Source organism: Anaerococcus hydrogenalis DSM 7454 (assembly GCF_000173355.1).
GTDB classification, from domain to species: Bacteria; Bacillota; Clostridia; order Tissierellales; family Peptoniphilaceae; genus Anaerococcus; species Anaerococcus hydrogenalis.
In genome coordinates this window covers 18,019-42,575 of sequence record NZ_ABXA01000043.1, presented here as the reverse complement: position 1 = coordinate 42,575, position 24,557 = coordinate 18,019, and the positions used below count along the sequence as shown (strand labels likewise).

General features: G+C 28.4%; 27 protein-coding genes. 10 read left to right on the top strand and 17 right to left on the bottom strand.

The features are described 5' to 3' along the window. Window positions 1–102: 102 nt before the first annotated feature. Entirely contained in the window at window positions 103–408 is a 306-nt protein-coding gene (locus ANHYDRO_RS10795; protein WP_004815087.1) for a hypothetical protein, read from the top strand. Further along, window positions 365–763: a hypothetical protein gene (locus ANHYDRO_RS10790; RefSeq protein ID WP_004815085.1), complete on the top strand. Its 399-nt coding sequence runs from the start codon at window positions 365–367 to the stop codon at window positions 761–763. The genes ANHYDRO_RS10795 and ANHYDRO_RS10790 overlap by 44 nt, the downstream gene beginning before the upstream one ends. A gap of 24 nt (window positions 764–787) precedes the next feature. Here the strand turns inward: ANHYDRO_RS10790 and ANHYDRO_RS07140 are convergent, their stop codons facing one another. From ANHYDRO_RS07140 to ANHYDRO_RS07130, 3 genes are all read right to left on the bottom strand, one after another. After that, window positions 788–1,294, bottom strand: coding sequence for an AAA family ATPase (locus ANHYDRO_RS07140; protein ID WP_004815084.1), 507 nt, complete (start codon window positions 1,292–1,294; stop codon window positions 788–790). A 50-nt stretch (window positions 1,295–1,344) separates the two neighbouring features. Beyond that, entirely contained in the window at window positions 1,345–2,211 is an 867-nt protein-coding gene (thyA, locus tag ANHYDRO_RS07135) for a thymidylate synthase (RefSeq protein WP_004815081.1), read from the bottom strand. A 68-nt stretch (window positions 2,212–2,279) separates the two neighbouring features. Then, entirely contained in the window at window positions 2,280–2,528 is a 249-nt protein-coding gene (locus ANHYDRO_RS07130; RefSeq protein WP_004815078.1) for a GlsB/YeaQ/YmgE family stress response membrane protein, read from the bottom strand. Between the two features lie 159 nt (window positions 2,529–2,687). On the opposite strand from ANHYDRO_RS07130, the gene ANHYDRO_RS07125 reads away from it, so the two are divergent. Genes ANHYDRO_RS07125 through ANHYDRO_RS07115 form a run of 4 tightly spaced genes read left to right on the top strand, consistent with a single transcriptional unit; the run spans window position 2,688 to window position 6,154 of the window. Further along, window positions 2,688–3,401: a response regulator transcription factor gene (locus ANHYDRO_RS07125; protein ID WP_039914367.1), complete on the top strand. Its 714-nt coding sequence runs from the start codon at window positions 2,688–2,690 to the stop codon at window positions 3,399–3,401. Next, the gene (locus ANHYDRO_RS07120) at window positions 3,382–4,698 is read left to right on the top strand and encodes a sensor histidine kinase (RefSeq protein WP_004815075.1); all 1,317 of its coding nucleotides are present in this window, start codon (window positions 3,382–3,384) and stop codon (window positions 4,696–4,698) included. Before ANHYDRO_RS07125 ends, ANHYDRO_RS07120 begins: the two co-directional genes overlap by 20 nt. 45 nt (window positions 4,699–4,743) lie before the next feature. Continuing rightward, window positions 4,744–5,211, top strand: coding sequence for a hypothetical protein (locus tag ANHYDRO_RS10785; RefSeq protein WP_004815073.1), 468 nt, complete (start codon window positions 4,744–4,746; stop codon window positions 5,209–5,211). After that, entirely contained in the window at window positions 5,177–6,154 is a 978-nt protein-coding gene (locus ANHYDRO_RS07115) for a hypothetical protein (RefSeq protein WP_004815070.1), read from the top strand. The genes ANHYDRO_RS10785 and ANHYDRO_RS07115 overlap by 35 nt, the downstream gene beginning before the upstream one ends. A 25-nt stretch (window positions 6,155–6,179) precedes the next feature. Here the strand turns inward: ANHYDRO_RS07115 and ANHYDRO_RS07110 are convergent, their stop codons facing one another. After that, the gene (locus ANHYDRO_RS07110) at window positions 6,180–7,253 is read right to left on the bottom strand and encodes a TIGR04086 family membrane protein (RefSeq protein WP_004815069.1); all 1,074 of its coding nucleotides are present in this window, start codon (window positions 7,251–7,253) and stop codon (window positions 6,180–6,182) included. A gap of 136 nt (window positions 7,254–7,389) precedes the next feature. Further along, complete coding sequence (locus ANHYDRO_RS07105) at window positions 7,390–8,322, bottom strand: hypothetical protein (protein WP_004815067.1); 933 nt, start codon at window positions 8,320–8,322, stop codon at window positions 7,390–7,392. A gap of 159 nt (window positions 8,323–8,481) precedes the next feature. Here ANHYDRO_RS07105 and wrbA point away from each other — a divergent pair, with 159 nt between their 5' ends. Continuing rightward, the gene (gene wrbA / locus ANHYDRO_RS07100; protein ID WP_004815066.1) at window positions 8,482–9,072 is read left to right on the top strand and encodes an NAD(P)H:quinone oxidoreductase; all 591 of its coding nucleotides are present in this window, start codon (window positions 8,482–8,484) and stop codon (window positions 9,070–9,072) included. A 33-nt stretch (window positions 9,073–9,105) separates the two neighbouring features. Here the strand turns inward: wrbA and ANHYDRO_RS11235 are convergent, their stop codons facing one another. Together ANHYDRO_RS11235 and ANHYDRO_RS07095 are read right to left on the bottom strand one after the other, a co-directional pair. Then, window positions 9,106–9,234, bottom strand: coding sequence for an LDCC motif putative metal-binding protein (locus ANHYDRO_RS11235; protein ID WP_004815065.1), 129 nt, complete (start codon window positions 9,232–9,234; stop codon window positions 9,106–9,108). 74 nt (window positions 9,235–9,308) lie between these two features. After that, on the bottom strand, window positions 9,309–9,800 hold the full coding sequence (locus ANHYDRO_RS07095) for a macro domain-containing protein (RefSeq protein WP_004815063.1): 492 nt from the start codon (window positions 9,798–9,800) through the stop codon (window positions 9,309–9,311). 171 nt (window positions 9,801–9,971) lie between these two features. Between ANHYDRO_RS07095 and ANHYDRO_RS07090 the strand changes: the two genes are divergently transcribed. Then, window positions 9,972–10,244 carry a YkvA family protein gene (locus tag ANHYDRO_RS07090; protein WP_004815061.1) on the top strand — a complete coding sequence of 91 codons (273 nt, stop codon included), beginning with the start codon at window positions 9,972–9,974 and terminating at the stop codon, window positions 10,242–10,244. Between the two features lie 211 nt (window positions 10,245–10,455). Here ANHYDRO_RS07090 and ANHYDRO_RS07085 read toward each other — a convergent pair whose 3' ends face one another. The 7 genes from ANHYDRO_RS07085 to ANHYDRO_RS07055 all read right to left on the bottom strand — a co-directional run bounded on the left by ANHYDRO_RS07085 (window position 10,456) and on the right by ANHYDRO_RS07055 (window position 18,552). Continuing rightward, entirely contained in the window at window positions 10,456–12,087 is a 1,632-nt protein-coding gene (locus ANHYDRO_RS07085) for a hypothetical protein (protein ID WP_039914362.1), read from the bottom strand. Next, on the bottom strand, window positions 12,080–12,835 hold the full coding sequence (locus ANHYDRO_RS07080; RefSeq protein ID WP_004815059.1) for an ABC transporter ATP-binding protein: 756 nt from the start codon (window positions 12,833–12,835) through the stop codon (window positions 12,080–12,082). Before ANHYDRO_RS07080 ends, ANHYDRO_RS07085 begins: the two co-directional genes overlap by 8 nt. A gap of 455 nt (window positions 12,836–13,290) precedes the next feature. Then, on the bottom strand, window positions 13,291–13,932 hold the full coding sequence (gene pcp, locus ANHYDRO_RS07075; protein WP_004815056.1) for a pyroglutamyl-peptidase I: 642 nt from the start codon (window positions 13,930–13,932) through the stop codon (window positions 13,291–13,293). 57 nt (window positions 13,933–13,989) lie between these two features. After that, window positions 13,990–14,991 (bottom strand): alpha/beta fold hydrolase, encoded by a 1,002-nt coding sequence (locus tag ANHYDRO_RS07070; RefSeq protein ID WP_004815054.1) that lies wholly within the window; start codon window positions 14,989–14,991, stop codon window positions 13,990–13,992. After that, complete coding sequence (locus tag ANHYDRO_RS07065; protein WP_004815052.1) at window positions 14,988–15,194, bottom strand: cold-shock protein; 207 nt, start codon at window positions 15,192–15,194, stop codon at window positions 14,988–14,990. Before ANHYDRO_RS07065 ends, ANHYDRO_RS07070 begins: the two co-directional genes overlap by 4 nt. A gap of 2 nt (window positions 15,195–15,196) precedes the next feature. Then, on the bottom strand, window positions 15,197–15,925 hold the full coding sequence (locus ANHYDRO_RS07060) for a class I SAM-dependent DNA methyltransferase (protein ID WP_004815050.1): 729 nt from the start codon (window positions 15,923–15,925) through the stop codon (window positions 15,197–15,199). After that, window positions 15,925–18,552, bottom strand: a complete 2,628-nt coding sequence (locus ANHYDRO_RS07055) for a valine--tRNA ligase (RefSeq protein WP_004815049.1) — start codon at window positions 18,550–18,552, stop codon at window positions 15,925–15,927. Before ANHYDRO_RS07055 ends, ANHYDRO_RS07060 begins: the two co-directional genes overlap by 1 nt. Window positions 18,553–18,974: 422 nt before the next feature. On the opposite strand from ANHYDRO_RS07055, the gene ANHYDRO_RS07050 reads away from it, so the two are divergent. Then, window positions 18,975–19,796, top strand: a complete 822-nt coding sequence (locus tag ANHYDRO_RS07050; RefSeq protein ID WP_004815046.1) for a pyruvate, water dikinase regulatory protein — start codon at window positions 18,975–18,977, stop codon at window positions 19,794–19,796. Then, the gene (gene ppdK, locus ANHYDRO_RS07045) at window positions 19,789–22,419 is read left to right on the top strand and encodes a pyruvate, phosphate dikinase (protein ID WP_004815045.1); all 2,631 of its coding nucleotides are present in this window, start codon (window positions 19,789–19,791) and stop codon (window positions 22,417–22,419) included. Before ANHYDRO_RS07050 ends, ppdK begins: the two co-directional genes overlap by 8 nt. A gap of 58 nt (window positions 22,420–22,477) precedes the next feature. On the opposite strand, the gene ANHYDRO_RS07040 is transcribed toward ppdK, so the two are convergent. Genes ANHYDRO_RS07040 through ANHYDRO_RS10060 form a run of 3 tightly spaced genes read right to left on the bottom strand, consistent with a single transcriptional unit; the run spans window position 22,478 to window position 24,459 of the window. After that, window positions 22,478–23,431: a TlpA family protein disulfide reductase gene (locus tag ANHYDRO_RS07040; RefSeq protein ID WP_004815043.1), complete on the bottom strand. Its 954-nt coding sequence runs from the start codon at window positions 23,429–23,431 to the stop codon at window positions 22,478–22,480. Next, window positions 23,421–24,302 carry a 4Fe-4S binding protein gene (locus ANHYDRO_RS07035; protein ID WP_039914409.1) on the bottom strand — a complete coding sequence of 294 codons (882 nt, stop codon included), beginning with the start codon at window positions 24,300–24,302 and terminating at the stop codon, window positions 23,421–23,423. The genes ANHYDRO_RS07040 and ANHYDRO_RS07035 overlap by 11 nt, the downstream gene beginning before the upstream one ends. A gap of 1 nt (window position 24,303) precedes the next feature. Continuing rightward, window positions 24,304–24,459, bottom strand: coding sequence for a CD1871A family CXXC motif-containing protein (locus ANHYDRO_RS10060; protein ID WP_004815038.1), 156 nt, complete (start codon window positions 24,457–24,459; stop codon window positions 24,304–24,306). Window positions 24,460–24,557 lie beyond the last annotated feature (98 nt).

Genomic DNA, 24,557 nt, shown 5'->3' with positions numbered 1-24,557 from the left:
TACCAAATTACTTCAGCCCTAAAATCAGCTGCCGAGCATTATCAAACAATCAGCCCTATCGGTATTGATTATGGTACAAAAACAGGTTCTAGTGAATCTAATGTGGATTTCTGGTCAATAGGCTATAGTCCTTACTATACTGTAGGTGTTTGGATGGGAGCTGATGATCAAAATATTTATCAAGATGACTATTCTACAACAAGAGCACAAGTTATTTGGAAAAATATTAATAATCAAATTCTTGAAGGATATGAGACTAAGAAATTTAAAGAACCTAAAGGAATAATCCATGCAAAAGTAGATACAATAAGTGGAAAACTTCCAACTCAAGCTTCTTATTCTGATCCAAGAAATACTGTAAAAGATGAAATATTTACCAAAGATAATCTTCCAAAAAAAAGAAGATGATGTTCATGTTTGGATAACTGTAGATACAAGAAATAATTTGCTTGCTTCAAATTCTACACCAAAATCTTTACAAGCTAATAGGTCTTTTATAGATAGGAAAAATTCATATGACCCTAGCAAGTGGGATGGAATTGTTCCTGAAGATTGGAAATATTCTATACCAACTAGATATTCTACTCTAGGTGCAGAATTACCGAAAGCAGATAATAATTCTAATAAAGAAAAAGAAAAGGATGAGAATAAGGATAAAGAAGATACAAAAACTAATACTAATCTAAATGGTAACGAGCAAAATACCAATCCTCAAAACCAAATAAATCCTCAAAATCAGCAAGGAATTAGAAATAATAACTAAAAAAAGAGCCAACCGGCTCTTTTTTTATGCTATAGATTGAAGAAATAAATCTTTTTTATTATCATTATCGATTATTACTATTCTTTTTTCTAGCTTTAATTTATTTAATTTTGCTATTATTTTTTCTCTTTCATTTTTATTGAAATTTAGCAACCAAGAAATATATTCCTTATTTAATTTCTCAGTCCTATCTAAGCTTGGATCATCCTCATTATTTTTTTCAGTTAATGATCTTTTTACTGACCTCTTTAAATTTGTGACAGGCGGAAAATCTAAAAATATTATTGTATCACTCGCTTCTAATCTTAAATCCAAAGTATCAGGATAGTAGCCATCAAATATAAAAGATTGATTACTTTCTATAATATCCTTTTGAATTTTTAAAAATTCTTCATCGCTTATATGTTCTTTATCATTAAGCCACCATATTTTGTTTAAATAAAAAACTTTTATACCAAGTTTTTCGCCTAGTTGTTTGGCAAGAGTTGATTTTCCGGAACCTCCGGATCCAATTATAGTTATTTTTTCCATAATTCCTCCATACCGATTGACTATACTTAAAAATTATTATATTTCAATACCTAAAGTGCTATATCAATATCATACTTTGTTTGGTCAGGATAATAATCTACCAAGTTGAAATCATCTATAGTAAAATCTTTAAAATCTTTTATGTCAGGATTTATTTCAAGTATTGGCCTACTTTTTTCATCTACCTTAACTTCCATGATTTTTTTAACAATCGGTATGTGTTTTTTGTAAATGTGATAATTTTGGATAAAATGAACAAAATCCCCTGCCTTATAGCCTGTTACTTGGGCAATCATTCTTAATAAAACATAATATTGAAAGGCATTTATCCCACCAGGAGCAGCTGCTGCCAAAAAATCACCACTTCTTTGAATTAAGGTTAAATTTAAATAATCTCCACTAACAGTCCACATAGTTAAAAATGCACAAGGTATTAAGGTCATATCAGCCATATCATCCACATCAATTAAATTCATAATTAATCTTCTATTTAAGGGATTATTTTTTATTTGATCAATTAATCTTTCAATTTGATTTGTCATATTTCCTGTTTCAGGTGATTTAAATTTTTTATTTACTTGATAGCCATAGGCTGTTCCCAGATTTCCCTCATCATTTTTCCAGGAATCCCAATAATTTACCTTGTATTTTTCTTTCAGTAAGTTTACATCATTAGACCTATCTTGGTAAATCCATAAAATTTCCTTAATAGCAGATTTCCAAGCTATTTTTCTTAAACTAATTAGAGGTACTTCTCCCTTCTCATATCTTACAATCTCTTGGGGAAGAAATTTCGTATAGGCACTTTCACCATCTTCCCAAACAGCCCTCACCTCATGATTTAGCTTTTCTTCGTCGTATCCGTTTTCTAAAATATTTTTTGCAATTTCTATATATTTTTTATCTGTCTTATTCATATTCCTATTATATCATGAAAAAATTTTTCATAAAAAAAGACTGGCACTTGCCAGTCATAATTATTTCATTATTTATTTTTCTTAGTAATTAAATTATATACATAAATTAAAATTACAGATCCCAAAATTCCTGAAATCAAACTTCCAATAAATCCTGAAGATACACTAATATTTAATAAATTTAGTACCCAAGAACCTACTGCTCCTCCTACTATACCTACAACTATATTTGCTATTGCTCCCATTTGAGCATCTGTTTTCATTATCATGCTTGCGATCCATCCGCATAAAGCACCTATTACTATTGAACTAATCATATTTCCTCCTTCGTTTTTTTTATTTTCGTTTCTTATATATTATTTTTACCCATTAATTCTTTTAATCACCATTTATTTTTAATCTTTTACATAATTATCACGAATTGAAAAGATATATTAGTCTAAAATGGTAAGGTATACTATATAGAGGTGAAAGAAATGAATAAAATAAAAATATTGCTTATTGAAGATGAAAAAGGCATTTCAAAAATTATGAAATCCTATTTAGAAAAAGAAGATTATAAAGTATTTCAAGCCTTTGATGGAAAAGAAGGTTTGGAAATTTTTGAAAGTGAAGATATTGATCTAGTTTTGCTTGATTTAATGATTCCTAAAATTTCTGGTGAAGACCTTATTAAAGAAATTAGAAATAAATCAAATGTTCCTGTAATTATGGTAACTGCAAAAGTTAGTGAGGATGATATTGTTAACGGTCTAAAACTAGGTGCAGATGATTATGTTACAAAGCCATTTTCGCCAAAAGAGCTTATGCAAAGAATCAAAACTGTTCTTAGAAGAATTGAAAAATATAATATACCAAGGGCAGATATTATAAAAACTACCGATGGCCGACTTGAGATGGACCTTGAATATAATAGGTTTTTTAAGGATGGGGAAGAAATTTTTCTTACAAAAAATGAATTCCAAATTATTAAAACCTTATTTTCAAATCCTAACAAAATTTTTACCAGGGAAGAGATTATAGAAATTACTTTTGGATTTGATTATGACGCTTATGATAGGGCTATTGATACTCATATTAAAAATATCAGACAAAAAATTGAAGATAATCCTAAAAAACCATCCTATATAAAAACAATTTACGGCATGGGTTATAAGTCTGGTGGTATTGATGACAACTCTACGAAATAAAATAATTAGAAACTTACTTGCAGGTATTTTTGCCTGCATCTTAGTTTTTTCTCTTGCTATTTCCTATTTGATAAATGTCTATACAAGAAATTTTATCAATACTACCCAAGATAATAGGCCCAGGCAAATTAAAAAACAATTTGAGGACTTGTTAACTGATAAAGACCCCTACCTTATGAAAGAAAGACTTGGAAAAGTTTCTAAAACTTTGAATGTTGATATTTCTATTTTAAATAAAAACAACGAACCTGTAATGAGTTTTAAGGGTAGGGATAAGGATGCGTCAGAACTTACTGAAAGTAAGTCCTATGATATTATAAACCCAAATTTAAATGATTATATGGGTCAGTTGATTATTACTTATGGGACTGATGAGTTTGAGGCAAATGAGCTTATAACAAATATTAAAACTTCGATTTTTATTGCCATTTTTCTTTCTATTTTTATAGGCCTTATTATAGCCTTATATCTATCAACCAAAATTACAAATCCTATAAAACAAATTTCAGATGCCACCCTTAAAATTAAAGATGAGGATTATGATATTGATTTAAAAGATAGCAAAATTATAGAGCTTGAAAATTTACAAAATAATATTAAATACTTATCTATAAATTTAAAAAATCAAAAATATGTAAGAAAACAATATGCCCAAGATATTTCTCACGAGCTTAGGACGCCAATAACCAACCTTCAACTTTATATAGAAGCTATAAAAGATGGGGTCATAGATGTTGATGATCAAACGCTCAACTCTCTATTGGAAGAGATCCATAGGCTTGAAGGTCTTGTTGTAAATTTAAATAAGTCCTTTAATGATAATTCTGAATATTTAAAAATTAATAAAAAAGAATTTGACTTATCCAATCACATTAAATTAATTTTAAATACTATAAAACCAAGACTTAACAAGCTTGATATTTCTTTAATAGAAGAAATAAAAGATGGTATTATGATTTATTCTGATAAGGATAAGATTAGTCAAATAACCCAAAATTTAATTTCTAATGCTATAAAGGCAATTAAAGATGATGGATTAATTAGAGTAAGTCTTAGTGAGGATAAAAATAATATTTATCTTGTCGTAAAAGATAACGGCGTAGGCATAAGTGATGAGAAAAAAGAAGTAATTTTTGAAAGATTTTATAGGATAGATGATGCTAGAAATACAAAGATAAATGGCCATGGTTTGGGATTGTCTATTACTAAAAATTTTGTCGAAAGTTTGGGTGGAAAAATCAAATTAAAATCGAAGCTTGGAAAGGGATCCACCTTCTCTGTTATTTTTCCCAAATAATTTTGTTTAGGTCCTATTTTTTGATATATTATAATAAGGTGGATTATGAAAAGTAAAAAAAATAGATTAAATAATAAAAATAGGTCTGGATCAAGACACAAAAATACAAAAGTTAGAAAAAAAGATATAAAAATCAGGTCAAAAGATTCAAATATAAGAAAAAGATCGAAAAAAAGACGTAAAAATCAAAGATTAATTTATATGAGAAGGAGAATTATTCTTCTTCTCTTGTTGATTTTTATAATAATTTTTCTTGTAAGTGCAATAAGCAAAAGATTAAATAGATATAAGTCAGATTCTTATCCAAAATTTAGAGACCAGGTAATGGATTCACTTACCAAGGATATTTTTGTAACAAATACAGAAAATAGGTCTCTTACAAGTGCTGAAAAAATATCTGATTTTAACAAATTAAATGATTATATAATTAGAAATTATGCAATTGACAATAATAACGAGGAAAATTATAAAAATTTAATTGACCAAACTGATATCTACAAAAAAAAGAGTTAAAAATTCCAAATCTGATCAAGAATTTTATGATATTATTTCATCCTACCTTTCTATATTAAAAGATAATAGGACAAAAATACTTGATAAAAAAACTTACCAACTAACCTTTCCTTACTATAAGGAAAAAAATAAGTCACCTAGAGCAAAAAATTTGGGCGATGCTCAAGTTGTTAATAGGTACAAGAGACTTTTAGGAAGAAAATTAGAAAACACAGGATTGGAAATAAAAGAAAATAAAAATACCTTAGAGATTTATTGGCCAGACTTTGATACGAACACCCTCAATAAAGATAAGGAAAAATTAAAAGAAGTTTTGCAAAAAAATCAAAATATACAAAATATTTTTATAGACTTATCTAATAATGATTCAATAGATGATAAGTATGCAAATGAAATTCTTCCCCTACTAATCCATGAAGATTATACATTAGAAAAGGTGGTTTTTTATAGGGGAAATTTATTAAAACAAAGTTTATCTTATATGAAAAATAATAAGGATAGGCTAAATACTAGGTCATCTTTCATGCAAAATCAGTCTATAAAATTTCCAGAGGAAACAAAGGAAATCAACAAAGATTATTATATGTATTATGATCAAATAAGAATCGATATAAAAAAAGATAAGGATATTGGAAATAAAAAAATATATATTCTAACAAACGATAATACGAAAAATGATCCTATAAGATTTGCTAGTATTTTAAAGGCAAATGCTGATGCTTATATAGTAAAAAATGGCTTTGAGGGAGATCAAAATCAAAACGAAATAATTTATAATTTAAGGTCAGATATATTCAAATTAGATCATTCTGGATTTTTAATATCAATTAATTCTTCAAAAAGTTTAAATGAAGATGATAAATTTATAAAATATAATCAAACAATAAACTCCTCTGACCCCCCACAAAGAAGTTTTAAATATGATAAAATAAAAAAATCTTGAGAAAATTTTCTCAAGATTTTTTATTTTATAAACTATTTACGTATCTTTCTCCTATTCTTGCACAATAAATTTCTATTGCAAGACCAACAAGAAGGAATAAAAATACTAAAACAGCTCCTGCTGATGCTTTATTAGTAGCAGATTCTGCCCCATCTTTTGCATCTTTAACCATTTTTTTAGCATCTTTTTTAGCATCTTCTAAAGAATTTTTAGCATTTTCAATTTGCTTGCTAGCTTCTTTTGATGCCTTATCCATTCCATCATAGATATTATCTACAGCCTTGTCACTTTCTTCAGCAGAAAGGGATGAATTTTTGTAAACTTCATCTTTTATTGTCTTCTTATCAACTGAGTCAGTAATATCTTTTGCTTTTTTCTCTAAAGATTTTGATAAATCATCAAAAATCTTGTCAGAATCTTCAGGGTTTGTTAAAAGTTTCTTTCCTGCTTCTAAAACTTCATCCTTAGAATCATCTAATTGAGATTTTAAATATTCTGGTTGTAATTCTTTAACATCAGTCTCACTTAAAGTATCATTGATATTTTTTTCAAGTTCTTTTGTGTCAACTCCACTAATAGAATCAGCAACGCTTGAAAGAACATTTCCTGCCCCGTCAGCTGTTGTACTTGCTACAGTTCCTACAGCATCTCCTGCAGTATTTGCTACAGCTTTTGTTGCAGAACCAACAAGTCCAAGTGCAGATGAAACCATACTAGTTACTAGACCAAATAATAAAATAATTGATAAAGCCCAGCTCATAAATCCATGAAGTAAAGATTGTCCTTTTGAAAAAGCTCCAGAAATAAATCCAGAAACTCCAAAGGAAATAATAAGAATTATAACTGTTGAAATTCCTACTCCTATTCCCATTGATGAAATAGGATTTTCATTATTTGGTGAAAATATTCCAAGTCCTAAAGCTGCAACAATTAAACTTAAAACTGTAAAAACAGCTGCAAAGGAAACAGCCCCAGCTATGATTGATCCCCAAGATATTGTATTATCTCTTGAAAAATCATCTTTGTACCTTTCTCTTCTTTTTTCTCTTATTTCACTAGAGTTTTTTCTAGAATTTTTTTCATTATACTTTTCTGTCATTTTTCCTCCTAAATTTTTATTACATTAGTAACTATACTACGATTCATTTATAAATCAATTTTTTTAAAAATAATATTAAATAATTTGAGAACTATAATTTAAAAATTTAATTTTATATCTTTAATATTTTATAAAATTAAATTTTATTTTTATATTTGTACAAAGTTTGAGCTTGTTCTATTTCACGTATCATATCCCTTCCCTTTAACATTTTTTTGATATTTTTAACATCCAAAATTAAAACATCATAGGCAATTAACTCATTTTTTGATTCTTCTTTTAAAAATGAAGTGTTGATTACAAGAACAGGCCTCACTCTTTCATCTTTTAAATTTTTAAAATTATGGGCAAGCTCTCTGGCAAAGCCCTTGTCTATATCTTTTTTAGACTTATAATTTCTAATTTCAATGGCATATTTTTTCTTATCTTTTTTGGCAAATAAATCAAATTTATTGCTTCTTTCGAAACCTTCTTGGTAAGGTTCCACCCAATATTTTGTATTTTTTAAAGCCTTGGCAATAAGTTTTTGGTTGGTTAAATCTTCATTTAGCATTTTTAGAGCATTTAATAAATTTTTTGGCTTTATCTTAAAAATTGCAGTTGTCTTACTTAAATCTTTACCTACGATTTTTTCATCAAAACCAACCATAAGATCCTCTACAATATTAAAAGATCCATGAGCTATAGCATTTCTTATATGCCTTAATAAAGATTCTGTTTTTGTTTCGCCATCAGACTGTGTCAATATTAATTTTTGTGAATTTGTGCAAATCTTTTTTTTATATTCATCAGCAAGTTTTTCATCAATTTTATCTGTAAATAAACAATCTTCATCTTTTAAATCCATATAGGTCATTATTTCAATAAAAGTATAATAATCGTATTCCATATTTGAAATAAGTTCGTTTGATTTTGATTGGATTGAAGAAATATCTGGCACATACCACAACAAATAAGAAATTGCCTCCCACATATCCCCTGGCATTTTAATAGGAATTTCTTTATGTATAATAGAATATTCTACAGGATTTTTGCATTGGTCTTTTTCAAATTTTTCAGTTAATTCCATATAATCCTCCTTTTCTTTTTATTAATTTACCCAAAAAATAAAATGATTTACTTTACTTCATTAAATAAAGAAGTTAAATAAAAAGTAATTGTTTAAGTTTGTTTGTAATTGGTTATATTTCTAGAGACGATGTAGAAATAAAAATTAAAGGAGTAATAGATGAAACTTGCAATTATATATTATTCACAAACCGGACACAATTTCCAGATGGCTAAATGGGCAAAGGAAGAAGCTGAAAAAAACGGAGCTGAGGTTAGACTTTTAAAGGTTAAAGAATATCTTGATGAAAGTGGAGCCGATAACAATCCTGCTTGGAAAAAATATTTAGAAGATTCAAAAGAAATAAAAGAGGCCACATCTGATGATTTAATTTGGGCTGATGCAATAATTTTTTCAGCACCAACAAGATTTGGAAATATTCCTTTCCAATTAAAGGCCTTTTTAGACGGACAAGGAGGAGTTTGGGCTAAAGGTCTATTGACAAATAAGGTAATTTCTGCAATGACTTCTGCTCAAAATAATAACGGTGGACAAGAAGGAACCATAAAAACAATTTATACAAGCGCTGCTCACTGGGGAGCAATAATTGTTCCAGTTGGATACACTGATGATGCAATTTATGCTCAAGGTGGAAATCCTTACGGAGCAAGTGGAACTGCAACAAATGAAGGGTTTGCAAACCAAATTGAAAATGCAGTCAAAGCTCAAGCAAGAAGAGTAGTAGAAGTTACAAAAAAACTTGTAGATTAAGACACTAAAAAATGACCCACACGGGTCATTTTTTTATTTATATTCTTTTTTGTTCATTGTACAACAATCTAATTTTTGGTCTCCAAAAGATTTTTTATTTTCTTCTGCTAAATTTTTTAAAAACTTCTCCCACCTATTTTTAATTGCTTTAAAAATTTTCATTTAAAAACTCCTAACCTAAATTTTGTAACTTTTCTACACTAGTATTTATACTAGAAGTAAATAAAAAATTCAATCTATCCCATTATTAAAGAAAGCATATCCTTCCCATATGTAGATAAGTAAATATCCATTTTATTTTCTTTCAAAAATTCATCTATAGTATTTTTTGCAATCATAAAAGCCTCCCTGTCGGGATATCCATAAATTCCAGCTGAGATTAAGGGAAAAGCTATAGAATTTATTTTATTTTTCTTTGCAAGTTCTAAGGCATTTTTATAGGCATCTTCTAAAATTTTTTGGCAAGCTTCTTTGTAAAGTTCATTATAAATTGGTCCTACTGCATGTATAATATATTTTTGGTAAAGATCAAATCCATCAGTAAGTACAGCCTGGCCAGGTTTTATTGGGGATAATTTTTGGCAAGCCTCTTTTAGCTTATCCCTTCCTGCTTTTTCAAAAATTTGTCCACAGATTCCTCCGCCTTCTATCAAATCAACATTTGCTGCATTTACAACTGCATCAACTTTTAATTTTAAAATATCAATATCAACTACTTGTAATGTCATAAAAACTCCTTTATAATATTATAACTTGAAATTTAAAAAAATCATAATATACTAATCTTGTAAGATTTTTTTAAAATTAATTTTAAGATATTTAATTTACAAACAGAGATTTTCTAGTATAATTAAAATGAAAGTTAAAATAATTAATATAAAAAGAAAGTAAGGGAAATAATGAAAAATAAATTTTCAAAAATTACAAATTTTATACCAGTATATTTTAGGGCTATGAAAGATAAAAATACTCCAAAACTTGCAAAACTTTTAGGCCTTGGAGCAATTTTATATGCAGTAATGCCAGCTGATTTGATAAATGATATGATTCCATTTTTTGGAATTTTGGATGATGCAATCGTCCTTCCGTTTTTAATTTATATAACAAGCAAAATGATTCCTGATTCTGTAATGAATAAGGAAAAAATTGAATATATAGAAGAAAATAAATAAAAAAAGACCCAACGGGTCTTTCAGAGTGTAGACAAAGTATGAATGTAGATAATAATTTATTTGAAAATAAAAATTAAGCTATATACCATCTCGACTAAGTGAATGAAATGAACGCACGGAGAGATCTCATGAGATTTCTCCGCTCGTTGCACTCGGTCGAAATGGTCGAATTTTTAGCTTGTCAACAGCCTGAAAGACCACTAGGTCTTTTTTATTGCTTAATTTTAAAAGTTTTTGGTGCAAATTTATATATTAAAAAACTTGCTAGCCCTACAAAGGCTATTATAAAAATTGAAATTATTAACATAAATTTAATCTCTCCAATTTTTGTTGCCAAGGCTGGAAGTCCAAATATAAATATATAATACAAAAACATGTTCATTAAAACTAAGACTACAGATTTTTGTTTTCCTTCCTTGTCAAAGGGTTGAATTATATAATATTGAAACAAGGGCAAAACTGTAAAAAATATAGCATTTAATACTATATAAAAAATTGGTAATGATAAATTTAAATCAGTTTTGGTCAAAAATTTTGTTGCAAAAACAATATAAATTATAAACATAGCTCCCATAGGAATTGACATAAGTTTAAAAACTGAATTAAATCTTAACCAAAACATTTTCAATAAATTTTTATCTTCCCTATAAAAATTATAGTATAAAAGCGATGAGTCACAATTTTTATAAAAAGCCATCAAAATTATATCTTGCTTAAATAAAATATATGAAATTATAGGTATTGCATATATTAAAATATTATAAACTTCCTTGCTCTTCATTGTTAGACTTGATAAAATAAAAAATATTGTAATTCCAAGGACAAAAAAGATTCCTGATTTTATTAAAGTTGGTTTTAAAAGATGTCTTTTGTGCCTTTTAAAAAATAACTTATTTAAATAGACAAAGCCTTCTCCCTTTATTTTTTCATTTTTATTTATATCCTTGTTTTTAATTTTTACAACATTTTCTTGCACATCTTTTGAATCTTCTACCGCTAGTTTATATACCCTTATTGTTTTTTCAATTATTTTGTCATAGCCCTTGAAATTTTTAAAATATTTCACAACAAAGGGAAATAAAATTAAATTTATAAAGAAAAATCCAAGACTTAAAACTTTAAAATCAAGTTTTATTATTAAAACTAATAAACTTATAGCCAAGTCCAAAATTAAAATCAAAATAATTTGTAAAAATGGTCTATCTTCAAAAAATGGTTTTTCTCTTTTTTCATATATTTTTGTCCAAAATCCCGTAATATTTATATTATAAAAATAAATACCAAGACTAAATAAAAATGTGTAAATAGGATTTATATTTGCAAAAATTTTACCAAAAATAATAAATCCCAAAGTCCTTCCAACAAAAATCAAAAATGGCTCTAAATACAAAAATATATGTGCCAAGTCATTTGGAAAAAAATTAAAATTTTTACTCAAATCAGAAAAAGCATTCCCATTATCAGTTAATAATGATGATGTAATCATATTTGATATATAAAAACTAAAAGGAATACAAGTTAGAAGAACTGCACCTGGACTTAAATCAAAATTTTCTCTAAAAAACAAGGGAGATTTATCGGAAATCTCAAATAATAGCTTTAATAAAGTCCTTGAAATAAAAATTGCAAAGCCAAAGGTTAGAATTGATTTAATAAATTGCCAGATTATTGAAAAAATAGGAACAAATGTATTTATGATTTCTTTTAAATCGTAAAAATAATACTTATCTCCTAAGTGTTTTCCAATTAAGGGAATTTTTCTTATCCCATAAACCATCCCATTAAAAACTTTGGTGATCTTTATTCTTTCAATTAATAGAAATTTAGAAAAATACCTACTCATCTTTATCACCCAAATTTTCATCACCTAAATTTATATCAATATTTTCAACATTTTTACTTGTCAAAAGCTTTATTATTTTATCTTCAAAATCCTTATCTTCTGAAACCATATTATCAACTTTTTGTAAATTCTTATCATGGAGAAGGACAATATCATCACAAATATCCTTTGCAAGTTGTAAAATATGAGTTGAAAAAATAATTATATGGTCCTTGTGAATATCCCTAATTATTTTTTTCATTTCAAGTTGAACAACTACATCAAGGCTTGTAAGAGGCTCATCCATCAAAATTACCTTTGGTCTCAAAATTAAAAACATAAGCATTTGAAGTTTATTTTTCATCCCTGTTGAATAATCTTGGATAAGCCTATCGGTATCTTCCATATCAAAATCTACAAGAGAAAAATATTCTTCTATTGATTTTTCATTCTTAATATTTTCCTTATTTGCCTCTAAGAAAAATTTTATAAATTCTCTTCCCGTAAGAAATTTAGGAAGGTCTGGTTCTGCCACCATAAAAAATACATCCCTAAAATCAAGTTCTTTCTTTCCATTTTCATCAAGAAGATAAATATTTCCAGAATCTTTTTTAATTTGTTCACTAATCAAAGAAAAAAGCGTAGTTTTTCCAGCTCCATTTCTTCCCAAAAGAGCATAAACAACTCCCTGGTCAAAAGTGTAATCTATATTTTTCAAAACTTCTTTTTTTCCAAATTTTTTGGAAAGATTTTTTATTTCAAGTTTCATAAATCCTCCTTTAAGAAAATTTATATTTATTTTACGAATAATATTATTTATTTCATCATTAATATTTTTTATTATAACAAAAAAATAAGCAAGTACAAAACTTGCTTAAACTTTTGACAAAGTATACAAATCCTCACGCTAAGAATATCATACGTAAAAAATTAATTTGATTTCAAATTTGAAAATTCGTCAAAAATCGCACTCTAAATTTTAAAGCTATGACTTATTTGTTAAATAAATTAAATTCAATTAAATTTTAATTCTTCGGTTTACTCCGAGGGATAAATATTAAAATCGTGCCACTGGCACAATTTTAAGCTATTTATCTGTCCTCACGTTAGCGAGTTTGCGATTTTAGAATTTTGAAATTTAGAAATCAACAATTTTTGAAGTCAGATATTCGTGCTTGAGGGTTTGTATATGCTCTGAGCAAATACAAAACTTGCTTGTAGAATTTATGAAATTTTCCCGCCAGAAATTTTTACATCTTCTCCATCATAGTTAATTATTGTTTTTATAGCAATATTAATTGCCTTTAAAGAATTTTCCAAATCCATTGAAGGAGTATTTGCCTTATTTATAACTTGTTCTGGCAAATATGGAATGTGAATAAATCCCGCCCTTATATTTTTATATTTTTTTGCCAAATACAAGGACTCATACATCAAATGATTACAAACAAAAGTTCCTGCCGAATTTGAAACTTCTGCAGGAATATTTTCCTTTTTAATTTCCTCTACTATTTTTTTAATTGGTAAATTTGAAAAATAAGCATTATCTCCATCATCTCTTATTTTTTTATCAATTGGTTTTTCTCCTAAATTATCAGAAATTCTCGCATCGTCAATATTAATTGCAATTCTTTCAACAGTAATAGAAGATCTTCCGCCGGCTTGACCTATACACAAAATTACATCTGGCCTTATTTTTCTGATATTTTCTTCTAAAATTTTACCAGATTTTTTAAAAACTGTTGGAATTTCTAATTTAAAAATTTCAGCATTAGAAATTTTTCCCTCAACTTTTTTTACTAGTTCAATAGATGGATTAATCTTATCTTCTCCAAAAGGATCAAAACCTGTAAGTAATATTTTCATTTTTTCTTCCTCTTATAAAATTATAAATTTACATTAAAAAATGAGCCTAGCTCATTTTTAAAAAAACATTTCAATATCTTCAAAAACTTCTAACCTATTATCTTCATTTAAAACTTCATGTTTCATATGATTATAGGATTTGAAAAATAAATTTTTGTAGCCAAGAGATGATAAAATTTTCTGTGTATTCTTAAGTCCCTTGTCACCACCAGTCACATCGTCGTCAACTCCATTTAAGGAAGCTATTGGTAAATTTTCATTTTTTAGCTTGTATTTTTTATTTTTATTTAAATCATTTACAAGAGTAAATAAACAGACATTACTTCTTGCCAAAAAACCACTAAGTCTCATAGGATCATTATTTTTTATCCTTACATTTTCTTCATTATACGAAATCCAAGATGGATCTTTTCCTGTAATTCCTGAAAGCATATCCAAAAGGTGAGACCTTCTTTTTTCTCCTAGATAAAAAGTAAGAATATTTCCAATAAAAATACCAATTTTTGCAATCGGAATATAGGCTACAGTTCCTGTCAAAACTAACTTGTCTATAGTATAATCATATTTTTGTAAATAATTTCTACAAATCAAAGACCCCATAGAATGACCCAACATAAATACTTTTTTATCCTTGTAATACATTCTAATATATTTATTTATTACAAATTGATCATCAACCAATTCATCTTTTTCCTTTATAAATCCAGAAGGATGGTTTTCGGAAATAGATTTTCCATGTCCCCTATTATCTGAAATTACAACCGCATAACCTTTTTCATTTAAGAATTTAATAAAATGTAAATAATTAAGGGAATGTTCAAGCATACCATGAACAATTTGAACAACAGCTTTTGGATTTTCAACATCAAAACGGTTGGCATAAATATCAAAACCATCGGAATTTGTAAGAATAACCTTAAACCTATTGTCATTTATAAAACTTTCTTCTTTTATAAAAAACCTTGACCCATTTTTTAAATCTAGATAAGTTTTTTTCCTATACAAGTAATAAATTTGAGGAAGAAGAATTATAAATAAAAACAAAATAAAATATTTCATCTTAACTCCTTTTTTTTTACATTAAAGGCAGTATCTCCCCTGCCTAAATCTTTAACATCAAATTCTACCCTTGCCCCGTTTTCAATAGTTTTATAATCCTTATCAGAAATTATCTCAGAATAATGAAAAAAATAGTCACCACTTTCTGATTCTATAAAACCAAATCCTTTTTTTTCATCAAAAAATTTAACTTTTCCTTCCATTTTTACTCCTTTTTAGCCTTAAATAAGATCCTCAAAGTATTATCCTTAATCTCCTCCATATCGTCTTCATCAAAAATTTCAATATCAGAAAACTTATTTTCTTTTAAAATATTTTTCATAAAATCTACAGAATAATATCTTTCAACTTGATTTTCAATAATTCTTTGGTATGTCCCATCATCATTTTCTACAAAAAAGTTTAGCTCCATATCAATAATATCATCATCTTTAATATTATCCCAAGTATAAAAAATATCTTCATACTCGTAAATATAAGATTTTGACCCAAAAACTTCTTCCATTTTATATTCTGAATTTATATCAAAAATCAATAGTCCACCCTTTTTTAAATTTTTATAAGAATTTTCTATCAATTTTTTTAGATCATCCTTATCCAAAATATAATTTATAGAATCAAGTAAAATTACAATAAGATCGTATGAATTTTCATTTTCAAAATCTACCATATTATAATTATACAAGGATAAGTTTTCTTCTTGAAACTTTTTTGAAAAAACTTCAAGCATAGACTGTGATAAGTCCAAGGCATCAATTTTTTCAAAAAAATCAAAAAAATGATTGGTTAGCATGCCTGTTCCACATGCTAACTCCAACATTTTTTCTCTTTTTATATTATTTTTATCGACCAAATATTTTATATTTTCTGCATATTTTTCATAATCAAGGTCAAAGGATAATTTATCATAAATATAAGCAAAATCTTTATACATTACTTATCTTCTATTTCCTTGTAAGATTCTTGAGTTTTTACAAGTAAGTCTTTATATTTTTCTAATTTTTCTCGTTCTTCATTTACAACTTTCTCTGGTGCTTTTGAAACAAAGCCTTGGTTATTTAATTTACCCTCAGCCCTTTTAATTTCAGATTCTAATTTTTTAATTTCATCTTTTAATCTTTTTCTTTCCTTGTCATAGTCGATTAAATTTTCTAAAGGAATATAAATTTTGAAATCATTAAAAATTAAGGATACTGCATCTTCTACTTCTTTGTCTTCATCTATTATTGAAATTTCTCCAGATTTTGAAAGATTTACAAATTGTCCCTTCAAAATTTCTAAGAATTTTCTAGTATTTGCATCAGATGAGTAAATTATTAAATCTTGTCTTGTTTTTGATCCAAGATTTAAAGTTTGTCTTTGATTTCTTATAGCTTTTATAGCCTCGATTGCTCCATCAACAACCCTTGCCTCGCTATCAAAATTGAAATCTTCCCTAACCTCTGGCCAAGATTCAACTATGAGCATATCATTTTTGTTTGGCAATTGCTTATAAATTTCCTCAGTAATAAAAGGCATAAATGGATGAAGAAGTGAAATCATATCTTTTAATACATAAAGAAGAACTTTTTTAACAGTTGATTTTTTATTTTCATCATCAGAATTTAATCTTTCCTTGGCAAATTCTATATACCAATCACAAAATTCTTCCCAAATAAAATCTTCTATCCTACTTGCAGCAAGACCAATTTCATACTTGTCTAAGTTTTTAGAAACTTCTTCAACAACATTGTTTAATCTTTTTAAAATCCACTTATCTTCAAGACTTAAGTCTAAATCTTTAAATTCAAGATCATCAGATTCATCTATATTCATCAATACAAATCTTGTTGCATTCCATAATTTGTTAGCAAAATTTCTGCTTGCTACAATTCTTTTTTCATCATAGCGCATATCATTTCCAGGAGAATTTCCTGTAATAATTGTAAATCTAAGGGCATCTGCTCCGTATTTATTTACAACATCAATTGGATCAACCCCATTTCCTAAAGACTTACTCATTTTTCTTCCTTGAGGATCTCTAATTAGACCTGTGAAAAGTACATGGTCAAATGGAGTTTTATTTGTATTATAAAGAGATGAAAATACCATTCTTATAACCCAGAAAAAGATAATATCATAACCTGTTACAAGAATATCTGTTGGGAAGAAATACTTATAATCTTCAGTTTCTTCTGGCCATCCCAAGGTCGCAAAAGGCCAAAGAGCTGATGAGAACCAAGTATCAAGAGTATCTTCTTCTTGAGTGACTTTTTTCCCATTTAAATATCCATTTTCATCAGGATCTTCTTCTGAAACAATGATTTCCCCATCTTCAGTGTAGAAAACTGGAAGTCTGTGTCCCCACCATAATTGTCTAGAAATGCACCAATCTCTAATATTTTCTAGCCAATTTAAGTAGGTTTTTCCTAAAGATTCTGGAATTAAATTTAAATCTCCATTTTTATAAACTTCGATTGCATCTTTTGCCAAATCCCCCATTTTAACAAACCATTGTTTAGAAATTAATGGCTCAATTACAACATTTGTTCTTTCACTATATCCAACAGCATGCTCAATTGTTTCAGTTTTTACCAAAAGATTTTCTTTTTCTAAATCTTCAATCATTATTTTACGAGCCTCATACCTATCAAGACCAGAATATTTTCCATAGCCTTCTTTAATTTTTGCAGACTCATCAATAACTATACATTGGCCAAGATCATGTCTTTTTCCAACTTCAAAATCGTTAGGGTCATGGGAAGGGGTGATTTTTACACAACCTGTACCAAATTCCATATCAACATAAGAATCTTCAATCAAAGGAATTTTACGACCAACAAGAGGTAGGATTAAATTTTTACCAATCTTATCTTTAAATCTTTCGTCTTCTGGATTTACAGCTACTGCCAAATCTCCAAGCATGGTTTCTGGTCTTGTTGTAGCAATAGTTATATATTCATCACTATCTTCAAAGAAATATTTTATATACCATAAATGACCTTCTTGGTCTTTGTGGTAAACTTCTGCATCTGAAAGGGCAGTTTTTGCTTCAGGATCCCAATTTACAATCCTATTTCCCCTATAAATTAGGCCATCATCATACATTTTTTTGAAAACTTTTCTTACAGCTCTTGTAAGGTTTTTATCCATTGTAAAAGAATCACGGTCCCAATCACAAGAAACTCCAACAGTTCTTAATTGTTTTTTGATTGTTCCACCATATTCTTCTGTCCAGTCCCAACATTCTTTTAAAAATTTATCACGGCCAAGCTCATCTTTGGATTTTCCTTCACTTTTTATTTTTCCTACAACTTTTGCCTCAGTAGAAATTGATGCATGGTCAGTTCCTGGTATCCAGCAAGCTTCATAACCTTGCATTCTCTTATATCTTATAATAATATCTTGGATGGTATTATTTAAGGCATGGCCAAGGTGTAATTTCCCAGTAATATTTGGAGGTGGCATAACTATAGTAAATGGTTTTTTATCCTTATTTACCCTAGCTTTAAAATAACCACCATCTTCCCACTTTTTATAAATATCTTTTTCAAACTTTTGCGGTTCATATTTTGTTTGCATAAATTCTCCTTAAAAATAAAATTTTAAAAATAAATAATAAAAAAAGTAACACAATTCTCAAGGACGAGATTATCGCGTAACCACCTATCTTCCTTTTTATAAAAAAGGCTCTTATTTGCATATATGCATGCTACATTAAACTGTTTCAAAACAACCTTCATAGGATTAATTTAAAGATTTTCACCAACCATCTTCTCTCTAAAAAATTTCCCCTACTACTCCTTTTTGTCAAAGTTTTATATTCATTTCTTTCATTTATTATATTTTAAATAATATTTTTGTCAATTAGGTTAAAGTTTGAAATTTCAAAATATAAATTAATAATTATTAGTTTAAATGAGTGAAAAATGTTTTCGAGTCTTGGATTTTTATTAAAAGGTGCTATAATATAAGTAGAATCTTATATAAAACGAGGTGATGGAATGAAGCTTAGTGTAAACATTATTTCTGATACTAGCGGATTTGCAACAGAACAAATTGTAAAAGTATCCCTAAGTCAGTTTGATGTTGAAACAATTACAAATATATATCCAGATGTAAGAAATTTAGATGCATTAAAAGATATATTAAATTTTATAATTGAAACTGGCGATAATTTTATGATCTATCACTCCTTCCAAGATTCAAGGATGAATGTTTATATCAATAAATTTTGTGAGCTAAATAATATTAGCTATGTTGACATTACTGGTTATTCAATTAGGACTATTGCTGAAAAAGTTGGCTTAGAACCAAAAAATACTTTTTCTAGCGAATCCTTATATGAAACTGACCATTTTAAAACATTAAACGCCCTAGATTTTGCCATAAAATATGACGACGGCAAAGATTTTAGGTCGCTCAAGGTTTGTGATATAGCTTTAATTGGTGTATCTCGTTCTTCAAAAACACCCTTATCAATTTACATGGCAAGCAGGGGCTATAAGGTATGTAATATTCCTTTACTTTTAAATGCAAGCCTACCAGATGAACTTTTTGAAATTGATAGCGATAAAATTATAGGCCTTACTATCGATAAAAATATTTTAAAATCTTTTAGAGATGAAAGACTAAAAAGTTTGAATTTGTCAGGAAAAAGTCAATATTCAAACCTTAATATTATTCAAAAAGAACTTGACCATGCAAAAGAGATTATGGATGATTTAGGATGTGTGATAATTGATGTTACAAACAGATCTATAGAAGAAACGTCTGATATTATTATCAATCATATTAATAGTAGGAAAGGGGAAAAAAATGACTGAAAAATATGTTTATAATTTCAATGAAGGAGACAAGGAAATGCGCTCTTTGCTTGGTGGTAAAGGCGCAAACTTAGCAGAAATGACAAATATGGGAATTAATGTTCCATATGGCTTTACAGTTACAACTGAGGCTTGTGCAAGATTTTATGAAGAAGATAAAAAATTATGGAATGATTTAAATGATGAAATCACAAGTCATATTAAAGATTTAGAAGAACACAATAAGAAAACCTTTGGATCAACTGAAGATCCTTTACTTGTTTCTGTAAGAAGTGGTGCACCAATTTCTATGCCAGGAATGATGGATACAATTTTAAATCTTGGTTTAAATGATGATGCTGTAATAGGTCTTAGCAAGAAAACAAACAACGAAAGATTTGCTTATGATTCTTACAGAAGATTTATTCAAATGTTTGCTGATGTTGCAATGGGAATTAATAAAAACAACTTTGAAAAGGTTCTTAGTGCTAAGAAGGCAGAAAAAAATGTAGTAGAAGATACTGCTCTTGATGCAAACGATTTAAAAGATGTTGTTGAAAGCTATAAAAAAGTTTATAAAGAAATACAAGGTGAAGATTTCCCACAAGATCCAAGAGACCAATTAGATAAGGCTATTACTGCTGTATTTGCATCTTGGAATAATGAACGTGCAATTTTATATAGAAGATTAAATGATATAGATGATGCTATGGGAACTGCAGTTAATGTCCAATCAATGGTATTTGGAAATATGGGAGATAATTCTGGTACAGGTGTAGCTTTTTCTAGAAACCCTGCTACTGGTGAAAACAAATTATTTGGTGAATATTTAATGAATGCCCAAGGTGAAGATGTTGTTGCTGGAGTTAGGACACCAAAAGAAATTGCTACTTTAAAAGATTCAATGCCTGATGTTTATAAACAATTCCATGATACTTCAGAAAAACTTGAACAACATTATAAAGATATGCAGGATATGGAATTTACTATCCAAGAAGGTAAATTGTTCTTACTACAAACAAGAAATGGTAAAAGAACTGCACAAGCTGCTGTAAAAGTTGCTGTAGATTTGGTTCATGAAGGTTTACTTGATGAAAAAGAAGCAATTTTAAGAGTTGAGGCAAAAGACCTTGATGGAATCCTCCACCCTACTCTTTCTGAAAAATCTAAAAAAGAAAATCAACCTGTAGCTAAGGGACTTGCAGCAAGTCCAGGTGCAGCTGTAGGTTATATTGCCTTTACTGCAAAAGAAGCTAAGGATAGAGCTGCTAAGGGAATTAATGTAATTCTTGTTCGTGAAGAAACTTCTCCAGAAGATCTTGAAGGAATGGTTTCAGCATCTGGTATTTTAACTGCAAGGGGTGGTATGACAAGTCACGCTGCTGTAGTTGCTAGAGGAATGGGTAAATGTTGTGTATCTGGAGCTCATGATATTTATGTTGATGAAATTGAAAGATTTGTAAGAATTGATGGCAAAAAATATACTGATAAAGATACAATTTCTATAGATGGTTCTACAGGAAATATTTATATAGGATCCCTTGAAACTGAAAATCCAAAACTTGAAGGAGACTTCGGTGAATTTATGGGCTGGGTTGATAAGTATCGTGATATGAAAGTTAGAACTAATGCCGATACTCCTCATGATGCAAAACAAGCCTTAGAATTTGGTGCTGAAGGAATTGGTTTATGTAGAACTGAACACATGTTCTTTAAGGCTGATAGAATTTTCCAAGTTAGAAAAATGATTCTAGCTCACAACTCTGAAACTAGAAAAGAAGCTCTAGATAAAATTTTACCAATGCAAGAAGATGACTTCTATCAAATTTATTCTCTAATGGGAGAAAGACCTGTTACAGTTAGACTTTTAGATCCACCTCTTCATGAATTTTTACCAAGAGGACAAGAAGAAATTAGAACCTTGGCTGAGGATCTAAATATGGAAATTTCTGAAGTTAAGAAAAGAATTTTAGACCTTGAAGAAGTAAACCCAATGCTTGGATTTAGAGGTCTTAGACTTGGGGTTAGGTATCCTGAAATTTCAAAAATGCAAGCTCGTGCTATAATTCAAGCTGCTATGCATTGTCACGAAGATGGAATAAAGGTTGTTCCTGAAATTATGATTCCATTATCATCTGATGTAAAAGAGTTAGCTTATGTAAAATCTAAAGTAAGAGAAGAAATTGAAAAAGTTTTTGAAGAAAAAGGAAAGAAAATTGACTATTTATTAGGAACAATGATTGAAATTCCTAGAGCTGCAATTACTGCTGATGAAATCGGTGAAATTACTGACTTCTTCTCTTTTGGAACAAACGACTTAACACAAATGACCTTTGGTCTTTCAAGAGATGATGCCGGTAAATTCTTAGGACTTTATTTAGACAAGGATATTTTTGCAAAAGATCCTTTCCAAGTTTTAGATCAAAAAGGTGTAGGTTTCTTAGTAGAAACTGCTGTTGAACGTGGTAAAAAAGCAAATCCAAATCTTCATTTGGGAATTTGTGGAGAACACGGTGGTGAACCTACAACTGTAAAATATTTGTATAATGTAGGACTTGACTATGTTTCATGTTCACCATATAGAGTTCCAATAGCAAAACTTGCTGCAGCCCAAGAAGCTATCGAACATCCAAGAAATAAATAATAAATACAAAAATACCAGAGTTTGAACTCTGGTATTTTTCATTTCAAGAAGGATATTTTTATATTTCATCTTTTATAATTTTTTCTATCATTGTCTTTACTTTGTTATAATTATCTTTTTTGTCTATTGCTCCAACTATTGGATCACCGACAATATTTCCATCGCTATCTACAAGAACAGATGTTGGATATGACATTATTTGTTCAGCATATTTTCCAAGTTCGCTGTCTGGATCAAGGCTTATATTTTTATAAGTTGCCCCTTGTTTTTTTAGGATTTTTTTAGCTTCTTTTATTATTTCTTCATCGCCAACTTTTGCTTCTGTATTTATTCCTATTACTTGTCCACCCATTTTTTCTATTTCATCATTTAATTTTTGTAAATGTGGAATTTCTCCAACGCATGGAGCACATCCATTAAACCAGAAATTTACTAGGGTTAATTTTTTGTCTTTAAAAATTTCCTTTGTTACTTCATTTCCCTCAAAGTCTTTTGATTTAAATTCTGGGAATAATTTTAATTCTTTGGTAGAAGCTGATTGTTTTTTCTTATCCTTATTAAATTGCTCATCTATCCCCTTTTTCTTATTTATTATTTTTTCTATTTTTCCAATTTCTTCTACATCTTTTTTTAGTAGGTCATAATCTTCTTTTGAAAGTTCATCTTTTGATTTTTCTACTAAATCTAGGAGATAAGCATCATAAGAGACATCCGGTTCTCCTGCAATTTTACTCTTATCAGCTTTTGAAAATGCAACTTGCCATTGTTTGTCATGTTTTTGTAAGATATCATTTTGTTTTTGCATTAAATCATCTACTGATTGATCATTTGAATCTGTTGAACTTTTATCAGATGATAAATTGTCTTTTGCATTTTCCTTATCATTTGCCTTACTTTCTACACTTGTCTTATTACTTGTTGAATTTTCTGAGTTTTCCTTTTTTCCACATCCTACGAAGGTAAATGCCAAAGCCAAGGCTAGGGCTGATATTTGTAATTTTTTATTTTTCATTTTTTTCTCCTTTAATTTCTTTTGTCTTATCTAGTCCAAATTCATATTTTAGTGCACAAGTTGGACAAGCCTTGATACACATTCCACACCTTATACATTCAGTGTGGTTTTGATCTTTTCTAACATCTACGTCCATTTTACAAGCTTTTTTGCATTTTTTACAAGAAATACACTTACTATTATCAAATATTATTTTAAATAGAGATATTTTATTGAATAAGGCATAAAATGCTCCCAAAGGACAAATCCACTTACAAAATGGCCTGAAAAATATTATAGAAAGTACTATACTTATTATTAATATTGTTAACTTCAAATTGAATAAGGATCCAAGACTTGCTCTTATTGATGAATCTACAAGAGAAAGTGGTATTGCCCCTTCCAAAACTCCAGCAGGACAAATATACTTACAAAAGTATGGATTTCCCATACCAAGCTTATTTGTAAGAAAAACTGGTAAAATTATAACGGCTACGAGAAGGATTATGTATTTTAGGTAGGTTAAAATTTTTAGTTTTTCTGTTGAGAATTTTTTCGTTGGAATTTTATGTAATATTTCTTGGAAAAAACCAAAAGGACATAAAAAACCACAGACTACTCTTCCTAGTATTACCCCAACAAAAATTAAAAATCCAGTTATATAATATGAAAATTTAAATTTTGATGACCCAACTACAGCCTGATAGGCTCCAATAGGACAAGATCCAGCAGCTGCAGGACATGAATAACAGTTTAGTCCAGGTACACATATCTTTTTAAATTTTCCTCTGTATATAGTTCCTTTCAAAAAATTTGGAAGGTGGATATTTGTAAGAAGTGTGGCAACAATTTGAATTAAGAGTCTATATTTTGCCAAAAAAATAGATTTCATTTTACCCAATTCCAACACACTCCAAACATAAGTTTATTGCCTTTGATAAGACTGTATCAACTTCTCCCCTAAAAGCACCAAGGATTATAAAACAGACTCCTAAAAGCAAAAATCCTATTTGTAAATTTTTCTTTTTTCTTATTTCTATACCAATCACCCCTTTACAAACTTATGATAACAGATTAGGTATAAATTTTCTGTTAAGATTTTCTTAACATCTATTTTATTTTATTTTGTTATAATTATTATAAAGGA